Source organism: Yoonia sp. SS1-5 (assembly GCF_038443705.2).
GTDB classification, from domain to species: domain Bacteria; phylum Pseudomonadota; class Alphaproteobacteria; order Rhodobacterales; family Rhodobacteraceae; genus Yoonia; species Yoonia rhodophyticola.
Genome location: NZ_CP151767.2, coordinates 894,296 through 910,414 on the forward strand (window position 1 = coordinate 894,296; position 16,119 = coordinate 910,414).

Annotated in this window: 17 protein-coding genes; 10 read left to right on the plus strand and 7 right to left on the minus strand. The window is 57.8% G+C overall.

All coding sequences use genetic code 11. The features are described from left to right. Window positions 1–91 precede the first annotated feature (91 nt). Window positions 92–562, plus strand: a complete 471-nt coding sequence (locus tag AABB31_RS05985) for a Hint domain-containing protein (protein WP_342075375.1) — start codon at window positions 92–94, stop codon at window positions 560–562. Here AABB31_RS05985 and AABB31_RS05990 read toward each other — a convergent pair. Further along, window positions 559–2,295, minus strand: a complete 1,737-nt coding sequence (locus tag AABB31_RS05990; protein ID WP_373635521.1) for an NAD(P)H-hydrate dehydratase — start codon at window positions 2,293–2,295, stop codon at window positions 559–561. The genes AABB31_RS05985 and AABB31_RS05990 overlap by 4 nt on opposite strands. 172 nt (window positions 2,296–2,467) lie before the next feature. Between AABB31_RS05990 and AABB31_RS05995 the strand changes: the two genes are divergently transcribed. The 5 genes from AABB31_RS05995 (at window position 2,468) to dddP (ending at window position 7,731) form a co-directional block, all read left to right on the plus strand. Continuing rightward, window positions 2,468–2,806: a P-II family nitrogen regulator gene (locus tag AABB31_RS05995; protein ID WP_342078885.1), complete on the plus strand. Its 339-nt coding sequence runs from the start codon at window positions 2,468–2,470 to the stop codon at window positions 2,804–2,806. A 32-nt stretch (window positions 2,807–2,838) separates the two neighbouring features. After that, window positions 2,839–4,245, plus strand: a complete 1,407-nt coding sequence (gene glnA, locus AABB31_RS06000) for a type I glutamate--ammonia ligase (protein WP_342075372.1) — start codon at window positions 2,839–2,841, stop codon at window positions 4,243–4,245. 107 nt (window positions 4,246–4,352) lie between these two features. Further along, window positions 4,353–5,831: an HD-GYP domain-containing protein gene (locus AABB31_RS06005; RefSeq protein WP_373635522.1), complete on the plus strand. Its 1,479-nt coding sequence runs from the start codon at window positions 4,353–4,355 to the stop codon at window positions 5,829–5,831. Between the two features lie 80 nt (window positions 5,832–5,911). Then, window positions 5,912–6,235 (plus strand): hypothetical protein, encoded by a 324-nt coding sequence (locus tag AABB31_RS06010; protein WP_342075370.1) that lies wholly within the window; start codon window positions 5,912–5,914, stop codon window positions 6,233–6,235. A gap of 152 nt (window positions 6,236–6,387) precedes the next feature. Then, window positions 6,388–7,731: a dimethylsulfonioproprionate lyase DddP gene (gene dddP / locus AABB31_RS06015; RefSeq protein WP_342075369.1), complete on the plus strand. Its 1,344-nt coding sequence runs from the start codon at window positions 6,388–6,390 to the stop codon at window positions 7,729–7,731. A gap of 29 nt (window positions 7,732–7,760) precedes the next feature. On the opposite strand, the gene AABB31_RS06020 is transcribed toward dddP, so the two are convergent. Beyond that, window positions 7,761–8,624 carry an endonuclease/exonuclease/phosphatase family protein gene (locus AABB31_RS06020; RefSeq protein ID WP_373635523.1) on the minus strand — a complete coding sequence of 288 codons (864 nt, stop codon included), beginning with the start codon at window positions 8,622–8,624 and terminating at the stop codon, window positions 7,761–7,763. Between the two features lie 105 nt (window positions 8,625–8,729). On the opposite strand from AABB31_RS06020, the gene AABB31_RS06025 reads away from it, so the two are divergent. Next, complete coding sequence (locus AABB31_RS06025; RefSeq protein WP_342075367.1) at window positions 8,730–9,935, plus strand: bifunctional alpha/beta hydrolase/OsmC family protein; 1,206 nt, start codon at window positions 8,730–8,732, stop codon at window positions 9,933–9,935. Window positions 9,936–10,001: 66 nt separating this feature from the next. Here AABB31_RS06025 and AABB31_RS06030 read toward each other — a convergent pair whose 3' ends face one another. The 3 genes from AABB31_RS06030 to AABB31_RS06040 form a co-directional block, all read right to left on the minus strand. Further along, on the minus strand, window positions 10,002–10,601 hold the full coding sequence (locus AABB31_RS06030; protein ID WP_342075366.1) for a biotin transporter BioY: 600 nt from the start codon (window positions 10,599–10,601) through the stop codon (window positions 10,002–10,004). Window positions 10,602–10,714: 113 nt separating this feature from the next. Then, window positions 10,715–11,128 (minus strand): DUF6314 family protein, encoded by a 414-nt coding sequence (locus AABB31_RS06035; RefSeq protein ID WP_342075365.1) that lies wholly within the window; start codon window positions 11,126–11,128, stop codon window positions 10,715–10,717. Next, complete coding sequence (locus AABB31_RS06040) at window positions 11,129–11,458, minus strand: hypothetical protein (RefSeq protein ID WP_342075364.1); 330 nt, start codon at window positions 11,456–11,458, stop codon at window positions 11,129–11,131. An 84-nt stretch (window positions 11,459–11,542) separates the two neighbouring features. Between AABB31_RS06040 and purB the strand changes: the two genes are divergently transcribed. Next, window positions 11,543–12,850: an adenylosuccinate lyase gene (gene purB / locus AABB31_RS06045; protein ID WP_342075363.1), complete on the plus strand. Its 1,308-nt coding sequence runs from the start codon at window positions 11,543–11,545 to the stop codon at window positions 12,848–12,850. 50 nt (window positions 12,851–12,900) lie between these two features. Here purB and AABB31_RS06050 read toward each other — a convergent pair whose 3' ends face one another. Continuing rightward, window positions 12,901–13,593 (minus strand): acyl-homoserine-lactone synthase, encoded by a 693-nt coding sequence (locus AABB31_RS06050; RefSeq protein ID WP_342075362.1) that lies wholly within the window; start codon window positions 13,591–13,593, stop codon window positions 12,901–12,903. 167 nt (window positions 13,594–13,760) lie between these two features. Then, complete coding sequence (locus AABB31_RS06055) at window positions 13,761–14,282, minus strand: autoinducer binding domain-containing protein (RefSeq protein WP_373635524.1); 522 nt, start codon at window positions 14,280–14,282, stop codon at window positions 13,761–13,763. Window positions 14,283–14,507: 225 nt separating this feature from the next. Between AABB31_RS06055 and AABB31_RS06060 the strand changes: the two genes are divergently transcribed. Further along, window positions 14,508–15,011, plus strand: coding sequence for an autoinducer binding domain-containing protein (locus tag AABB31_RS06060; RefSeq protein WP_342075359.1), 504 nt, complete (start codon window positions 14,508–14,510; stop codon window positions 15,009–15,011). Between the two features lie 51 nt (window positions 15,012–15,062). Then, complete coding sequence (locus AABB31_RS06065) at window positions 15,063–16,106, plus strand: FliG C-terminal domain-containing protein (RefSeq protein ID WP_342075358.1); 1,044 nt, start codon at window positions 15,063–15,065, stop codon at window positions 16,104–16,106. Window positions 16,107–16,119 lie beyond the last annotated feature (13 nt).

The following is a 16,119-nucleotide window of genomic DNA, read 5'->3' on the forward strand; positions in this document are numbered from 1 at the left end:
GAAATGAGCATGAAATAAGCCGCTCGTTAACGTTTTCTCGCCACGTTTCACAGGCCTATTGGACGCACTGCCAAAAACCGGAACAAAGCTCATGCAATCCAGCGCTCGCCAACATCCTGTCAACCCGGCCAGTCTCGTCAGAACCGATCTGGGGCTTTGTGCGGGAACATGCCTGATGACAACAGACGGGGAAATCCCGGTTGAACATCTGACCACCGGCGACCGTATCATCGTGCGCGATGGCGGGATTGCGATCTTGCGCGAGGTCAAATCGCGACAGGCCAGGATCAGCCCGATTGTGATCAAGGCCGGCTCATTGGGCCATACCAAGCCGGGCGTGGACATGACGGTCACTCCTGCCACCCGCATCCATGTCCGCGACTGGCGCGCCTCAGTTCTGTTCGGCCAGCCCAGCGCCGATATTGAGGCGCGGCGCCTTGCGGACGGCGAATTTGTCGCGCGCAGGCCCTCTCGACTGATGCAGTTGTTTGACCTGCATTTCGACACGGATCAGATTGTCTATGCTGATGGCGTCGAAATCATGATCCCCGCCGCGGCCTAAATCCCCAACTCGCGGAACAGTTTCGGTAGTTCTTCGGGCAGATCTTCCGCGATCAGCCCCGGCCCGAAAGACAGCGCGCATTCGGTGTGTAGCCACGCCCCTGTTTCCGCCGCTTGCATTGCGCCGAAGCCCCGCGCCAGCAAGCCAGTGATGAACCCGGCCAACACATCCCCCGACCCTGCGGTCGCAAGCCACGGCGCGCTGCGCTCGTAAACCGACGCATTGATGCTGCAACGCCCGCTTGGATCGGCGATCACCGTATCTGGCCCTTTGAACAGAACAACGCAGCCTGCCCGTTTGGCGGCCTCTCGGGTCGCATCGACCTTGGAATAAGCCGGGCCTGTCGTCGCGGGGGCGTTCAGCTTTTCGGCGATCTCGGGGAACAGACGGGCGAATTCGCCAGCATGGGGTGTCAGGACACAATTGGCATGGAGTTCGTCAAACAAGGCCCGGTCCTGCGCCAACAATGTCAGCGCATCAGCATCCAAAACAGTGGGGCGGGGTTCCTCCCCGCCCAACACACCGGCCACCAGCGCCGCCCCCCGATCATTCAGTCCCAACCCTGGCCCAATACACAGCGCATTGATGCGGGTGTCTTGCAACAGCACGCGCAGCGCATCCGGGTCCTTGAGCGACTGCAACATGATGGCATTCAGTTGTGCGGCATTCTCAATCAGCGCGGCAGGCGGGCTACCTAGCGTGACTGCACCTGCCCCCACTCTCAACGCACCCCGCGCCGCCAGGCGCGCCGCACCGCCTTTTCCAACCCCACCAGAGAGGATGAAAGCATGGCCGTGGGCATATTTGTGACCCTGGTTCTTTGTGAAGTAACGGATATCAACACTGAAGAATGGCCGCTCATCCGGGACCATCCGCCTCTTGCCGATCAACGATGTGCGGGGAAATCGCACAACATGGCCGCGCCCGGTATGCGGGTTTGGCTTATGCTCACGAAACTGCCGGACGCCGATATCCTTCACAACGATCCGTCCGCAGTGATGCGGCCCATCACCGACAAAGTGACCGCATTTGGGGCTGTCAAACGTGACCGTCAATCGGGCCAGGGTCGCTGTAGGGACACGCGCACGCGGATTGGGTGTCACAACGCGCCCGCTATCGGCACAAAGCCCTGACGGCACATCCACGGCAACCATGCGCGGGCGGTAGTCGTCACCCCCATAGCCACCAAGATGTCTGAGCAGCCCCGCCAGATCACCCGCGACCGGCCGGGTGAGCCCGGTTCCAAACAGCGCATCAACATACATGTCTGCGAAGGCAACCTTTCGAAAGGCCTGCTCAGTTAGGGCAGTGACCGGCGCGATCTTCACCCAGCGCTCATGATTCACCTTCGCATCGGGCGGCAGCTTCTCGGCATCCCCATAAAGAAACACCTCAACCTGCCATCCCGCGTCGCGCAAAAGCCGCGCAACAACAAACCCGTCGCCGCCATTGTTCCCCGGACCGCAGAGCACGACCGCACGACGCATCTCATTATCATCTCGCTCCAAATACTCCGGGGGTGAGCCGCGCAGCGGCGAGGGGGTGGAACCCCCTGCCCCGCCCGCCGCAGGCGCAGAGTGTTTTGGCATCGCCAATTCCGGCCACTCGGCAAAAATCGCATCCACCACGCCTTGGCCCGCGCGCTCCATCAGTTCCAGCCCGGTCACCTCGCCGCTCTCGATCGCCGCTTGTTCGATGGCGCGCATTTGGGCAGCTGTCAGCAATTCAGTCACAGGTTTTTCACCTCAAGTTTTCAAACCGCATAATTTGCGATCTAGTCGCACAAAATTTAGGCAACGCCTGTTCTTTCACTCAGACTGCATCCATACAGGTTCCGCCACGAATTGTGTGCATGCAACAGAAATGGTCTCACCACGGACGAAATGCAAAGGGAGTCGTGATCTGATGAAGAAGATCGAAGCGATCATCAAACCATTCAAACTTGACGAAGTAAAAGAGGCCCTGCAGGACGTTGGCGTGCAGGGTCTTTCCGTCGTCGAGGTCAAGGGCTTCGGCCGTCAGAAAGGGCATACCGAACTCTATCGGGGTGCGGAATATGTGGTCGACTTTCTGCCCAAGGTGAAAATCGAGGTGGTGCTTGCCGACGATCAGGTCGACGGTGCGATCGAGGCCATCATCGGTGCGGCAAAAACTGACAAAATCGGTGACGGCAAGATTTTCGTTTCCCCAATTGAACAAGCGATCCGCATCCGGACCGGCGAGACCGGCGACGAAGCGCTTTAAACACAAGATATCTAACAGAGGACCCCACACTTATGGACAACAAAGCTGTTCTGAAATTGATCAAGGACGAGGAAGTCGACTATGTCGATATCCGCTTCACTGACCCGCGCGGCAAGCTGCAGCACGTGACCGTGGTCGCCGATCTGGTTGACGAAGACTTCCTGGAAGAAGGCTTCATGTTTGATGGATCATCCATCGCTGGCTGGAAATCCATTGACCAGTCCGACATGAAACTGATGCCACAGGCCGACAGCGCCTATCTGGATCCGTTCTACGCCGAAAAGACGGTCTGCATTCACTGCAACATCGTTGAACCCGACACAGGCGAAGCTTACGACCGTGACCCGCGCGGCACCGCCGTCAAGGCAGAGGCCTACCTGAAATCCTCCGGCATCGGCGATGTGGCCTATTTTGGCCCCGAAGCGGAATTCTTTGTCTTTGATGATGTGCGCTTCAGCGTATCCATGAACAAAGTGTCTTACGAAGTAGACGCAATTGACGGCGCGTGGAACACCGACACCGAATACGAGATGGGCAACACAGGCCATCGTCCCGGCGTCAAGGGCGGCTATTTCCCGGTCAACCCAATCGACGACGCGCAGGAAATGCGCTCCGAAATGCTGTCCACGATGAAGCGGATGGGCATGAAGGTCGACAAACACCACCACGAGGTGGCGTCCTGCCAGCACGAGCTTGGGCTGATCTTTGGGTCGCTGACCACGCAAGCGGATGAGCTGCAGAAATACAAATACGTCATCCACAACGTCGCCCAGGCCTACGGCAAGTCGGCCACATTCATGCCAAAGCCCATCGCCGGCGATAACGGTACCGGCATGCACGTGAACATGTCGATCTGGAAAGATGGCAAGCCCTTGTTCGCAGGCGACAAATATGCGGATCTGTCGCAAGAGGCACTGTATTTCATCGGCGGTATCCTCAAGCACGCCAAAGCCTTGAACGCGATCACCAACCCATCCACAAACAGCTACAAGCGCTTGATCCCGGGCTTCGAAGCCCCCGTGCTGCGCGCCTATTCCGCCCGTAACCGGTCGGGCTGTGTCCGGATCCCATGGGCCGAAAGCCCCAAGGCAAAGCGTGTCGAGGCCCGCTTCCCCGATCCGGCAGCCAACCCATATCTGTGCTTTGCAGCCCTGCTGATGGCTGGCCTTGACGGGATCAAGAACAAGATTGATCCGGGCCCGTCCTCTGACAAGGATCTCTACGATCTGCCCCCAGAAGAGCTGGCTGCAATCCCAACGGTTTGCGGATCGCTGCGTGAAGCGCTGGAAGCCCTCGAAGCAGACCACGAATTCCTGCTGGCCGGTGACGTGTTCACCAAGGACCAGTTGGAAGGCTATATGGAACTGAAATGGGAAGAAGTGTACGCGTACGAGCACACACCACACCCCATGGAATACAAGCTGTATTACAGCTGCTAAGGCCTGGCTGGCGAAATACGCCGCCAAATCATCTGGGCGCCTCCCGCAAGGGGGCGCCCTTTTTCGTATTCATGCGGTCTTAAAACTTGATCGCTATAAGGCGACGGATGAGCGCCCGCGACACACCCCTGCCCGGCTACAGCCATTTTGATGCGACCCGTGATGCGCGTATGGGCCAACGGGTCAAGCTGCCAGAAGTGCTCGGCGCGCTCAGCCATGCGCTTGATCTGACGCAGGGCCAACCGCGCGGGCACGCGCTGCGGTGCTGCTGGATTGGGACGCAGATCGGCACGGCACTGGGGCTGACGCCTGAACAGATGGCTGACCTTTACTACGTGCTGCTTCTCAAGGATCTGGGGTGCAGCAGCAATGCGGCCGCGATTTGCGCGCTTTATCAAACGGATGACATCGCCTTTAAACATGATTTCAAGCTCGCCGATGGCAATCTGGGCGCGATTCTACGGTTTGTCCTGTCGAAAACCGGTGTGGGTCTGGGCGTTGCTGACCGGATGCGCGCGACGCTGAAGGTCATTCGCAAAAGCGACAGGATCGCACAAAACCTGATCCAAACCCGCTGTCAAAAAGGCGCGGATATTGCCGAACGGCTGCGGTTTTCTGCGGCTGTGCAGGATGGCATCCGATGCCTTGATGAGCATTGGGATGGCAGCGGACGACCGCAGGGATTGGCGGGGCACGCCGTGCCGTTGGCGGCCAATATCGCATTGCTGGCGCAAGTTGTTGATGTGTTCCATCAGGCAAATGGCCGATCAGCCGCCGCTACCGCGGTCCGCTCTCGCGGCAATAGCTGGTTTGATCCTTCGCTTGTCGACGTGTTTTTGGCGTGTGCAGCCCAAGACAGCTTTTGGTCAGGGGTCGAAGATCCACAGATTGAAACGGTCGTTTTCGCCGCCGCACCGGCCCGCGCCGACCCACCGATGGATGACACCTATCTTGATGACATCGCCTATGCCTTTGCAGACGTGATTGACGCCAAAAGCCCGTTCACGGCTGATCACAGTCGGCGCGTCATGCTTTATGCTGACATGATTGCGGGGGAGTTGGGTTTTTCTGCCGATCATCGCACCTGGCTCCGGCGGGTGGCCTTGCTGCATGATGTCGGCAAGCTGGCGGTCAGCAACACGATCCTCGACAAACCGGGCAGGCCAAGCCCGGCAGAATGGGACGTGATCAGAAGCCACCCCACACTCAGCGCGGAAATCCTGACCCGGGTCAGCGTCTTTGCGGATATGGCGCCCGTTGCGGCAGCCCATCACGAGCGGTTGGATGGCAAGGGGTACCCCAACGGGTTAAACGCTAAGACGCTGAGCATAGAGGCGATGGTGCTGACCGCCGCAGACGTTTTTGACGCGCTGTCGGCGGATCGCCCCTATCGGTCCGCTTTGCCCGTTGGTGAGGCGTTGCAGATCATGCGCGCCGGCGCCGGGACGATCCATCATCCAACATGTCTTGACGCCCTCGAACGCGGCCTCGCGCGGCTGGGCCAGAGTGACGAACTTGATCTGCAGCATGGGCATATTCCTGCCGAAAATGCGCCGCGGCACCCCGGCACCTCCATGTCGGGCTGATGCGGGTTGGCAATGATTGAACAGGTCGCGAAATTCGACTAAACAGCAATGATTGGGGATGTCGGGGAATGAATATTGTGATGACGATGACAAAGTTTGCAAAGCTTGGCTGCGTTATGGCTGGCGCTGTCTTGATTGCGGGATGCGAGGTTGCACCGGATGGCTCGCGCGGGATAACGGATACCGGGATTGATGGCGGACCGCTGGAAGACGGCGTTGCGTCCATCTGGGTTGATCCGGATGGCTGCCAGCACTGGTTTATTGATGACGGGATCGAGGGCTATATGTCGCCGCGATTGAACCGGGATGGCACGCCACGCTGTGACGCACGCGAGGATACCCGCACAACGATGCTGACCAAAGACGGCAGCTCCATCATCATGGAACCGGAACCAAACCGCTAAACGCTGACGGCGCGTTGTGACTGTTTGAAAACCGCGGGCGCGGGCGTCCGTGCACGCAATGTGTCGCGACCATAGCGCCAAAATGTCGGTGTCAGACAGGACCGGATGTTTTGCTGCTGCAACCCTTGACCGGGCGTCAAAGGGTTGTGGCGATGAATACGCATTACAGTGATATCCGCAAAATTGATCCCACCAGGGGCAGCACCCTTGGCGATGGGACCCCCAATAATGATGACCGGATGGAGATCGGGCCGACCCGGCTTGCCTTTGCGGAATGGGCCGCCGCTGGGCTGGTTCTGCCGAACCTGCCGGACATGCGCGCGTGGCGTCACAAGCGTCTGACCGACGCCGTCGTGACCCGGGACTATGGCGGAATACTGATGTTTGACCCGCTCAACATCCGCTACGCCACGGACAGCACCAATATGCAATTGTGGAACAGCCATAACCCGTTCCGCGCCTGTCTTGTTTGTCCGGATGGATATATGGTCGTGTGGGATTACAAGAACGCGATGTTTCTCACCTCATTCAATCCGCTTGTGGCCGAGCAGCGCACTGGCGCGGATTTGTTTTATTTTGATCGCGGTGATCAGCTTGGCCCCGCTGCCGAACGCTTTGCCAGTGAGGTGCGTGACATCGTCCGCGAACACGGCGGGGGTAACATGCGTCTTGGCGTGGACAAGGTCATGCTGCATGGGTTGCGCGCCCTTGAGGCTACGGGTTTTTCGGTACATCCCGGCGAAGAACTCACCGAAAAAGCGCGCAGCATCAAAGGGCCCGATGAAATACATGCGATGCGCTGCGCCTCTTATGCTTGCGAGGCTGCCTGCGAAGCCATGGAAACAGCGGCCCGGCAGAATGTGCCAAATGGGCAAATGTCGGAAGACGACATTTGGGCCGTCCTGCATGCCGAAAATATCCGGCGCGGTGGCGAGTGGATCGAAACGCGATTGCTGTCCTCTGGCCCCCGCACAAACCCGTGGTTTCAGGAATGTGGCCCACGCATTGTCCAGAACAATGAAATTGTCGCGTTTGATACAGATCTGGTTGGCGCCTATGGCATCTGCATTGATATCAGCCGCACATGGTGGATCGGCGACCAGAAACCACGCCCCGACATGATTGCGGCGATGCAAATCGGCGTGGAACATATCGCCCATAACAAGGCGCTGCTAAAACCCGGTGTTTCGCTAAACGACATCACCCATCATTGTCACGCACTGCCCGAGATCTATCAGGTTCAAAAATATGGCTGCATCATGCATGGGGTCGGCCTATGTGATGAATGGCCGCTGATCGCCTATCCTGATCGCTGGGTCCCCGGCGCATTTGACTATCATCTGGAGCCAGGGATGACCTTGTGCGTCGAGGCGCTGATCAGCCCGGAAGGGGGCGATTTTTCGATCAAGCTGGAAGATCAGGTTCTGATCACCGAGACCGGCTATGAAGATCTGACCCATTATCCCCATGATCCGGCGCTGATGGATACCGCCTGACCACAAGCCGGGATGGATTGAAATCCATCCTACGGCGTCAGCCGCATATCACCGACCACCCCCCGATGATCAGACCCAAGATAAGGCCGGTAGCGCACAGCCCCGCCGCCCGGCCCGTGTAAGTGGTCAAGAAAAAGTGGTGTACCCTGCAAATGATAGGTTGCCCGCAACGGTCCGGCGGTACGCAGATCAGCGACCTGCCTGATCTGCCCAATACTGGCCGCCCAAGGGAATATGTTGAAATCACCCCCAATCACCATGGGTCCGTCAAACGCTGCGATCATGCGGATCACAGACGCCGTCGCACCCGCATTATTATAGGGGTGGGGCCAAAACAGATGCGTCGACACCACCCAGACAGGGCTGTCATCATGCATAATCTGTGCGGCCGTTGCCGCACGTCCATCGGTGCAGGCGGTCTGTAGGAATGGCGCGCGTGAGAGCACCGCAATACCGCTCCATCGTGCCGATCTGCACAGGTGCTGGTGTGGATAGCCCTCTGCCAACAGCGCCAAGAGTTGGTCGTTCCGCGTCGAGACCTCTTGCAGCAAAACCACATCTGCGTCGCTTTCCATGATATCAGCGGCTAGCGCGGGAAGCTCTGCGTTCCGATACCAGACATTCTTGGTGTAGACCCGGAGCGATCCGCCCTCATGTTGCATGACGAAATACGGCAATGTGGTGATCGCAGCCGCGACCCCAACCCCCGTCACCGCTAGGCGCACCACCGCCCCCCAGTTCACCAAGATGCCCAACAGACACAGCAGCCCGAATGGAAACCGCAAAAGCGACACACTATCGGCAGCCGGATGCAGCCGGCCTGCAAAGCCCACCAAAGTGGTGGCAGCAATGACCAACAGGCCCAGTCGCAGACCCCAACGCAATACCTTCATCTTGGTAACATCTCTCACCTTGCCGCGACCTGCCCGGTGCCACACTTGTCTGCGCCCGCCGGACTGGCCATGTCTGCCCCAAGTGAAAAGAAAGGTCCATGCAACATGCCAACCGAAAAACTCTCTTTTAAAGGTCATGCGGGCGACACGCTGGCAGCCCGCCTGGATTTGCCACAAGGACCGCATCTGGCAACCGCCTTGTTTGCCCATTGCTTCACCTGTTCCAAGGATATCACCGCCGCCCGCCGCATAGCTGCGCGCTTGTCCGCCATGGGCATTGCCGTGCTGCGTTTTGATTTCACCGGCCTAGGCCATTCGGCAGGCGAATTTGAGAATACCAGCTTCAGCTCGAATGTTGACGATCTGCACGCCGCCTATCAGGCTCTGGATGCCCGCGGCATGACGCCTTCCCTTCTTATTGGCCATTCTCTGGGCGGTGCGGCCGTATTGAAGGCGGCCCCGGATATGCCCGCGATCAAGGCCGTGGTCACAATCGGTGCCCCGTTTGACCCCGGACATGTCACCCATAATTTTGCAAACGCCATTCCCAAGATCGTTGATGAAGGCGTGGCAGAGGTCACATTGGGCGGCCGGCCGTTTCGGATCGGCAAAGGGTTCGTCGAAGATGTGTCGCAGGTTGCGTTGACCCGATCAATTGCCAAGCTTGGCGCGGCCTTGCTGGTATTGCATGCCCCGCGCGACGCAACCGTCGGGGTCGAGAATGCCTCTGATATCTTTCTGGCCGCCAAACATCCCAAAAGCTTTGTGACCTTGGACGACGCGGATCATCTGGTCTCGCGTCCCGCTGATGCGGAATATGCGGCAGATGTTATTGCGGCCTGGTCCAAACGCTATCTCGCCCTCAACACCCCCGCGCCGGCCCCGGATGTTCCCGAAGGGGTCACCCGCGTGACCGAGGCAGACGCAAACGGATTCTTGCAGGATATCCAATCAGGCCCACATCACCTGCCCGCCGACGAACCGGTCAAATTTGGTGGCACAAACAAGGGGCCAAGCCCGTATGGGCTGATTGCTGCCGGTCTTGGGGCCTGCACCTCTATGACGGTCAGGATGTATGCCCGCCGGAAAGGATGGCCCCTGTCCGGCATCAGTGTCGATATCATGCATGCAAAGGAACATGCCGAAGATGCGGCGGATCCGGGTGCGAAGGTCGATCACTTTGAACGGGTCGTGCATCTGACAGGCGATCTCAGCGATGATCAGCGGGCGCGCTTGCTGGAAATTGCCGATAAATGCCCTGTGCACAAGACACTCGAACGCAGCTCAACCATCAGTACACGGCTGGGCTGACGACCCTGCGGAACAAAAAAGGGTGCCGAATTTTCGGCACCCTTTTTGTTGTCATTGAAGTCCGCGTTATTGACGGGCGCTTCCGAAAAGCTTCCAAAGCCCCGGCACCAAGAGTGCGGCCAGCCCCAGCTTCAGCGCATCACCGATCAGAAACGGTGTCAAACCCCAGGCAAGGATCGGTTGATCCCAACCGTAGAGCGTCCCAAGCCATGCGAGACCTGGCAGATAAATCAGCACATTGCCGATCAACATAGCCGCCGCCATCAGCAGAACAGAGCGATCCCAGCCTGCGCGCGCAGCCCACCCCAATGCGAGGGTGGCCAAAACATACCCCACCAGATAGCCGCCCGTGCCGCCCATCATATAGGTCAGACCGTTACTCTCGGCTGAGGATCCGGCAAAAACGTCAAAACCCAGGGCGCCAATAATCATGTAGCCAAAAATAGTTGCGAACCCCAACCGCGGGCCATAGGCCGCACCGATTGTCAGCACGGCAAATGTGCCCATGGTGATCGGCACCGGCCACATCGGGATTTTGATCTTTGCGGCAATGGCCAGCACGGCAATGCCAAGCACAACCATCGCCACCTGTTTGATCCGCAAGGCGCTGCCTTCGGATGGGCCAAAATTCTCTGTTAGAACGCTGTCATTGAGCGCGAGGGCCATGCGACACTCTCCCTTATTTATGTTATCTTGCGCTTTTATTGCCTGATGCCGCAACGCGGCGCAAGTCAGATAGCGCCAACATCCCGACGGCGTAGGATGGGTCTTGACCCATCCTACCTCAGGAATTCGGTGATCGCCGTGTAATTCTTGCGCGGTCCATTGACCACCCAAACCGCGCGCCAGCGCGGCCAATGCACAAAATCATATCGAACGGTATAGGTATCCTCGCCACATAGATGGTCAGTCCCCGACACGTATCCTTGCGGCACAAAACTGTGAAATGGGCCGCCATCAGCAAACTGCATATCAACGCCGGTTTCGGTGAACACCCAGATATAGCTTCGTGTTGCGGCCATCTGCGGCCCCTGCCCCATCTGCAGCGTGCCGGTCTCATCATAACGCAGGCGATCAGCAGCTAATTCAGTAAAAACAGCCCGCCCCTTCATCTGGCCCGCCTGCGCAGCCTGCTTGTCGGTGATCTGCCGGTCTAAAGACCATTCGCCGATGAAATCAGTCGGTTTCAACATCTATTCTATAACCATCCCATCCGTCATGCTACCATCCACACCAATAAAGCGAATTTTGCCCGGCTTGACCATGACATCATAGCAATCCCAACCATCGCTCGGCGGCCATTGGCTGCAATATTGATCGCCACGCACAGCCCAATATCCCCAACTGGCTTCGCCCGCATCATACACCGTACGTCCAGAGGCGAAAAATGACTGCGTGGCATTGTCGTAAATCAGCGATTGGTCGCGCAAGGCCGCACTGATCGCGGGACCATCAGCCCATTGCCAATCCACAGCCCCCGCCATGGCGGGCATCAGAACCGCCATCATCGCAAATCTGAACATCGCATCTCTCTCTTGAGGGTTCTGCCCACCGGGCTTATGACCGCACCGAAACGTCTCATGCCCCTCCATAAAGGTTTCCATATCATGATCCCACGCTACGCACGCCCCGAAATGACAGCAATCTGGGATCCGGCAACCAAGTTTCGGATATGGTACGAGATCGAGGCCCATGCCTGCGACGCACAAGCCGCGATTGGCGTGATCCCCAAGGAAAACGCCGCCGCCGTTTGGAAAGCCAAGGACGTTGAATTTGACGTGGCCCGCATCGACGAGATCGAGGCCGTGACAAAACATGACGTGATCGCCTTTCTGACGCATCTGGCCGAACATATCGGGGCAGAGGATGCGCGCTTTGTGCATCAGGGCATGACCTCCTCCGATGTTCTTGACACAACGCTGAACGTCCAACTGGTGCGCGCCGCGGACATTCTGCTGGCGGACATGGATCGCGTGCTTGCGGCACTGAAAACCCGCGCGATCGAGCATAAGGACGACGTCCGGATCGGGCGCAGCCATGGTATCCATGCAGAACCAACCACGATGGGCCTGACCTTTGCGCGCTTCTACGCCGAAATGGATCGGGGTCGCGCACGCCTGCTGGCGGCCCGGGCCGAAATCGCAACCGGTGCCATCTCGGGCGCGGTTGGCACATTTGCCAATATCGACCCTTCGGTCGAGGAACATGTGTGTGCGAAAATGGGCCTGACCCCCGAGCCGATCAGCACCCAGGTCATCCCCCGTGACCGGCATGCGATGTTCTTTGCCACGCTGGGTGTCATCGCCTCAAGCATCGAAAATATCGCAACCGAAATCCGGCATATGCAGCGGACAGAGGTCCTTGAGGCCGAAGAGTTCTTTTCCAAGGGGCAAAAGGGCAGCTCTGCCATGCCCCATAAACGCAATCCGGTCCTGACCGAGAATCTGACAGGGCTCGCCCGACTGGTGCGGATGTCGGTGGTGCCGGCACTTGAGAATGTCACCCTCTGGCACGAGCGCGATATCAGCCACTCCTCGGTTGAACGGGCCATAGGTCCGGATACGACGATCACGCTGGATTTTGCCTTGAACCGGCTTGCAGGCGTCATCGAAAAGTTGGTGATCTATCCCGGCAACATGCTGGCAAATATGAATAAATTCCGCGGTCTGGTCATGTCGCAGCGTGTGTTGCTCGCACTGACCCAGGCTGGTGTCAGCCGCGAGGACGCGTATCGGCTGGTCCAACGCAATGCGATGCGGGTCTGGGAGCAAGGGGCCGATTTCAAAACAGAGCTTCTGAACGATGCCGAGGTCAAGGCAGCGCTGTCATCGGCCGAAATCGAGGAAAAATTCGATCTTGGGTATCATACCAAACATGTCGATACGATTTTCGCCCGTGTGTTTGGCACGCGCTAGGAGAAAGTGACCGGCCGTATGTCCCGACCGGCCGGTCACCAGTGTTTCATCTAGATCACCGAGGGCGCATGTACTGGCAGTTGCTGCGGCACATGTGTCGCGCGCGGAACCTGCGATGGGATCACGTTCAATGTATCGGACTTGCGTCGATTGATTGCGCTTGGCACGGTTGGCATGCTCACACAGGCATAGCGGCGGCCATCTTCGGCATTGCGGTAGGGATCACCGATTCGCACCGCATCGTAGCCCAGCTTGCGCAATGTCCGCGCCATCGCCAGCGGTGAAAGTGACATCAGTTCTGTCGCACCCTGCTTGCGGGCCACGCCGATCGCGCCATCCAGCATCAGTGACAGGCACTCCGACCGTTCGGCCCCTGTTGTGACCTCGTCCGAAATGACGACCCGGGTAACTTCCCAGACATTCGCCGTGGCATCTGCTTTTGGCAAAATATCCGCTGGAATCCCGATGAGCTTTCCTGCGACAGCATCACGCAGCATATACGTATGCGAACCCCATTTGGCCGTTGTGGCCATGACACGCGCGCCGCCTACAACTTCGCCGTCACGCAACGCCAGCGAATAGTACGCAGTGGGGTTGTCGTACTGGTCCATCTCGACATCGTCATCATGCGGGATCTGCCATCCAAGCTGATCTACAAAGAACCGCTTACGCAGTCCCAGGAAATCATAGAATGCGGAGCCATACTTATGAAGCTGCGCCAGATTAAACGTAATATTTTCCATAGTGATCTTTCTCTCTGCTATACGGCGAGTGGGGTGTTGATCCACAGCCATTGATTGTTGCGTGTACTACAGCAGCTACAAATTAGCTCGAATTGTTCGGAAAGGTGAGAAAAATCAACGTCAACTTCGAAACTGTTCAAAATTGGCGCTTAATAGCAGCTTAAAGGCTATATCAGCCCGTATTGACTCGCCAAGGTCGCGGCCTGCGTACCGGTCTTGGCACCAAGTTTCAGCTTGGCATTTTTCAGACGTTGCTTGACAGCACCTTCGCTGACACTCAACTCATGGGCGATTTCCTTGAGGCGTTTACCATCCTTTACCATGCTCAAAGCTTCCAATTCAGCACGAGTCAAGTTGGTCGGCGGTGCCGTTTCATTGTGCCGTCTGGTCAGAAACGCCTTCAACAGCTTGACTTCCAAATCGGTATATTCGCGGTCAGAACGGGTGAAAGACCCAAAGGAACGCTGCCCATCCGGGCTGCCATCAAAAATGGAAATCGTCACGCCGTACCGCATGCCAAAGGCCTGCGCCTGCCTGACGATTTTTTTCGGATCGTCCAGCGGAAGATCGCTCCAACGGCAGGTGCCGACATTGCCGTATGCCCATCTAACAACTGGATCAAAAAGCATAAAACGATGGTTGGTGTAATGCTCAACCCAGTCGGGCGGCAGTTCATTAACCTCTTCCATCGGGAATGCAAACCCGATCCTTAGTGCTATGTAATATCCCGCTGGAGCTAGCTGTCTAATCTCCTCCGGGCCCATGAGTGCCGACATTCAAGTACCTCGAGGCTTCCTTTTCGCATAAAAGCCTTGTTGCCTTTGCACTGTTATACCTACAATGGCGATACGCAATGCCCTCATTGAGAGTATTTCGAACGTAATGTGTTTGGCAACCGGAAAGCGAGTACCAGAATGTCTCGGACGCAAGTGGAGATCAGTGGGGTCTTGGGCGAGTTAAAAGAGTTGGCACCGGCCGGGTACGCGATTGGTCTGCAGATCAAATACACAACGCCGAAATTCATGTTTCAAAGCTACAGCAAAGACTGGCTCAACTACTACTCACAAAATGGTTTGCTGATGAACGATCCCACGCTTGGCTGGGGTTTCGAGAATGTCGGCGCTGTGCGCTGGTCCAAACTGGCTGACCAGGACACGGCTGGCGTTCTCAAGATGGCGGCGGAATATGGCATCAATTTTGGAATCACCTGCGCCAAGGAAACCAATGACAGTGACGGCATTCGCAGCATTGGCAGTTTTGCCCGCGGCGACAGGGACTTCACCGATGATGAGGTCCGCAAGATTTCTTTGGCATTTGACGAATTGCACGATGGCACCGAACATCAGGCGCAACTGTCCCCCGACACGGTGACGCAGCTGAAAAACATGTCGGTCATGGTCACACATCCGGGGTCCTGATCCCCTTTTGTTCCTAACCATTCCTTTACGCTAGCGCGCTATGAATCCGGCATGGATTTTTCAAACAATACTGCCGGTACGGCCGCACTGACCCGCCGACGCAAGGCGGCGATGATTGTGCAAATGCTCATCAGTGATGGTGGCAGCCTGTCTTTGTCGCGCCTGCCCGAAGGGTTGCAAGAGGTGCTGACCGGGGAACTGGGCGCAATACGTCTTGTGGATAAGGGCACCGTCTCTGCCGTTGCCGAAGAATTCGTGACAGAGTTGGAGGCCGTTGGCCTTGCCGCCCCCGGAACCCGCGATGGCGCGATCATGGCGCTGGCGGACCATCTTAGCCCCTCGCTGGCGGACAGGTTGCGCGCGCAAACCGATGGCGTGCGCAACGGGGATCATTGGCCGCGCATTGTCGACCTTCCCATCGAAACCATTGTTGACATGATGACAGCGGAAAGCATCGAAATCTGCGCGGTCGCCTTGTCGAAACTGCCTGTGTCAAAGGCCGCAAACGTCCTGGCCAAAACGCCGGGCGACCGCGCGCGCCGCATCACCTTTGCGATGTCAAAAACCGCCGACATCACACCCGATGCCGTCCGGCGCATCGGCGCATCGCTGGCCAAGGAATATGGCCGCCCCCGCGACATCGCCTTTGAAAAGGCGCCGGTCCCGCGCCTTGGCGCGATACTGAATTCCACGGTCACCGACACCCGCGAGGACGTGCTGGAAGGGCTCACATCCATGGACCCCGGCTTTGCGACCGAAGTGCGCAAGGCTATCTTTACGTTCAAGGATATCGCCTACCGGGTCAAAGCGGTCGATATCCCCAACAGCCTGCGCAGCATTGATGGCGCGGATTTGACCAAGGCCCTGACCGCCGCGCTGGCCGGCGAAGAGGCGCTGCAGAAATCGGCCGAGTTCATATTGGCATCGCTGTCACAGCGCATGGCCACGCAACTCCGCGAGGAGGTGCAGGAATTCGGTAAGATCAAGAAGGCGGATGGTGAAACCGCGATGGCAGCGGTCACAAAGGCCATTCGCGATCTTGTAGATGCTGGCGTGATTACCCTGATCGACCCCGATGAACAGGATGAAGAATAGCGCACAACGACAG

Coding starts and splice junctions, on each gene's coding strand:
- AABB31_RS05985 (WP_342075375.1), top strand. CDS start 92: ATGCAATCCAGCGCTCGCCAACATCCTGTCAACCCGGCCAGTCTCGTC.
- AABB31_RS05995 (WP_342078885.1), top strand. CDS start 2,468: ATGAAGAAGATCGAAGCGATCATCAAACCATTCAAACTTGACGAAGTA.
- glnA (WP_342075372.1), top strand. CDS start 2,839: ATGGACAACAAAGCTGTTCTGAAATTGATCAAGGACGAGGAAGTCGAC.
- AABB31_RS06005 (WP_373635522.1), top strand. CDS start 4,353: ATGAGCGCCCGCGACACACCCCTGCCCGGCTACAGCCATTTTGATGCG.
- AABB31_RS06010 (WP_342075370.1), top strand. CDS start 5,912: ATGACGATGACAAAGTTTGCAAAGCTTGGCTGCGTTATGGCTGGCGCT.
- dddP (WP_342075369.1), top strand. CDS start 6,388: ATGAATACGCATTACAGTGATATCCGCAAAATTGATCCCACCAGGGGC.
- AABB31_RS06020 (WP_373635523.1), bottom strand. CDS start 8,624: ATGAAGGTATTGCGTTGGGGTCTGCGACTGGGCCTGTTGGTCATTGCT.
- AABB31_RS06025 (WP_342075367.1), top strand. CDS start 8,730: ATGCCAACCGAAAAACTCTCTTTTAAAGGTCATGCGGGCGACACGCTG.
- AABB31_RS06030 (WP_342075366.1), bottom strand. CDS start 10,601: ATGGCCCTCGCGCTCAATGACAGCGTTCTAACAGAGAATTTTGGCCCA.
- AABB31_RS06035 (WP_342075365.1), bottom strand. CDS start 11,128: ATGTTGAAACCGACTGATTTCATCGGCGAATGGTCTTTAGACCGGCAG.
- AABB31_RS06040 (WP_342075364.1), bottom strand. CDS start 11,458: ATGTTCAGATTTGCGATGATGGCGGTTCTGATGCCCGCCATGGCGGGG.
- purB (WP_342075363.1), top strand. CDS start 11,543: ATGATCCCACGCTACGCACGCCCCGAAATGACAGCAATCTGGGATCCG.
- AABB31_RS06050 (WP_342075362.1), bottom strand. CDS start 13,593: ATGGAAAATATTACGTTTAATCTGGCGCAGCTTCATAAGTATGGCTCC.
- AABB31_RS06055 (WP_373635524.1), bottom strand. CDS start 14,282: ATGGAAGAGGTTAATGAACTGCCGCCCGACTGGGTTGAGCATTACACC.
- AABB31_RS06060 (WP_342075359.1), top strand. CDS start 14,508: ATGTCTCGGACGCAAGTGGAGATCAGTGGGGTCTTGGGCGAGTTAAAA.
- AABB31_RS06065 (WP_342075358.1), top strand. CDS start 15,063: ATGGATTTTTCAAACAATACTGCCGGTACGGCCGCACTGACCCGCCGA.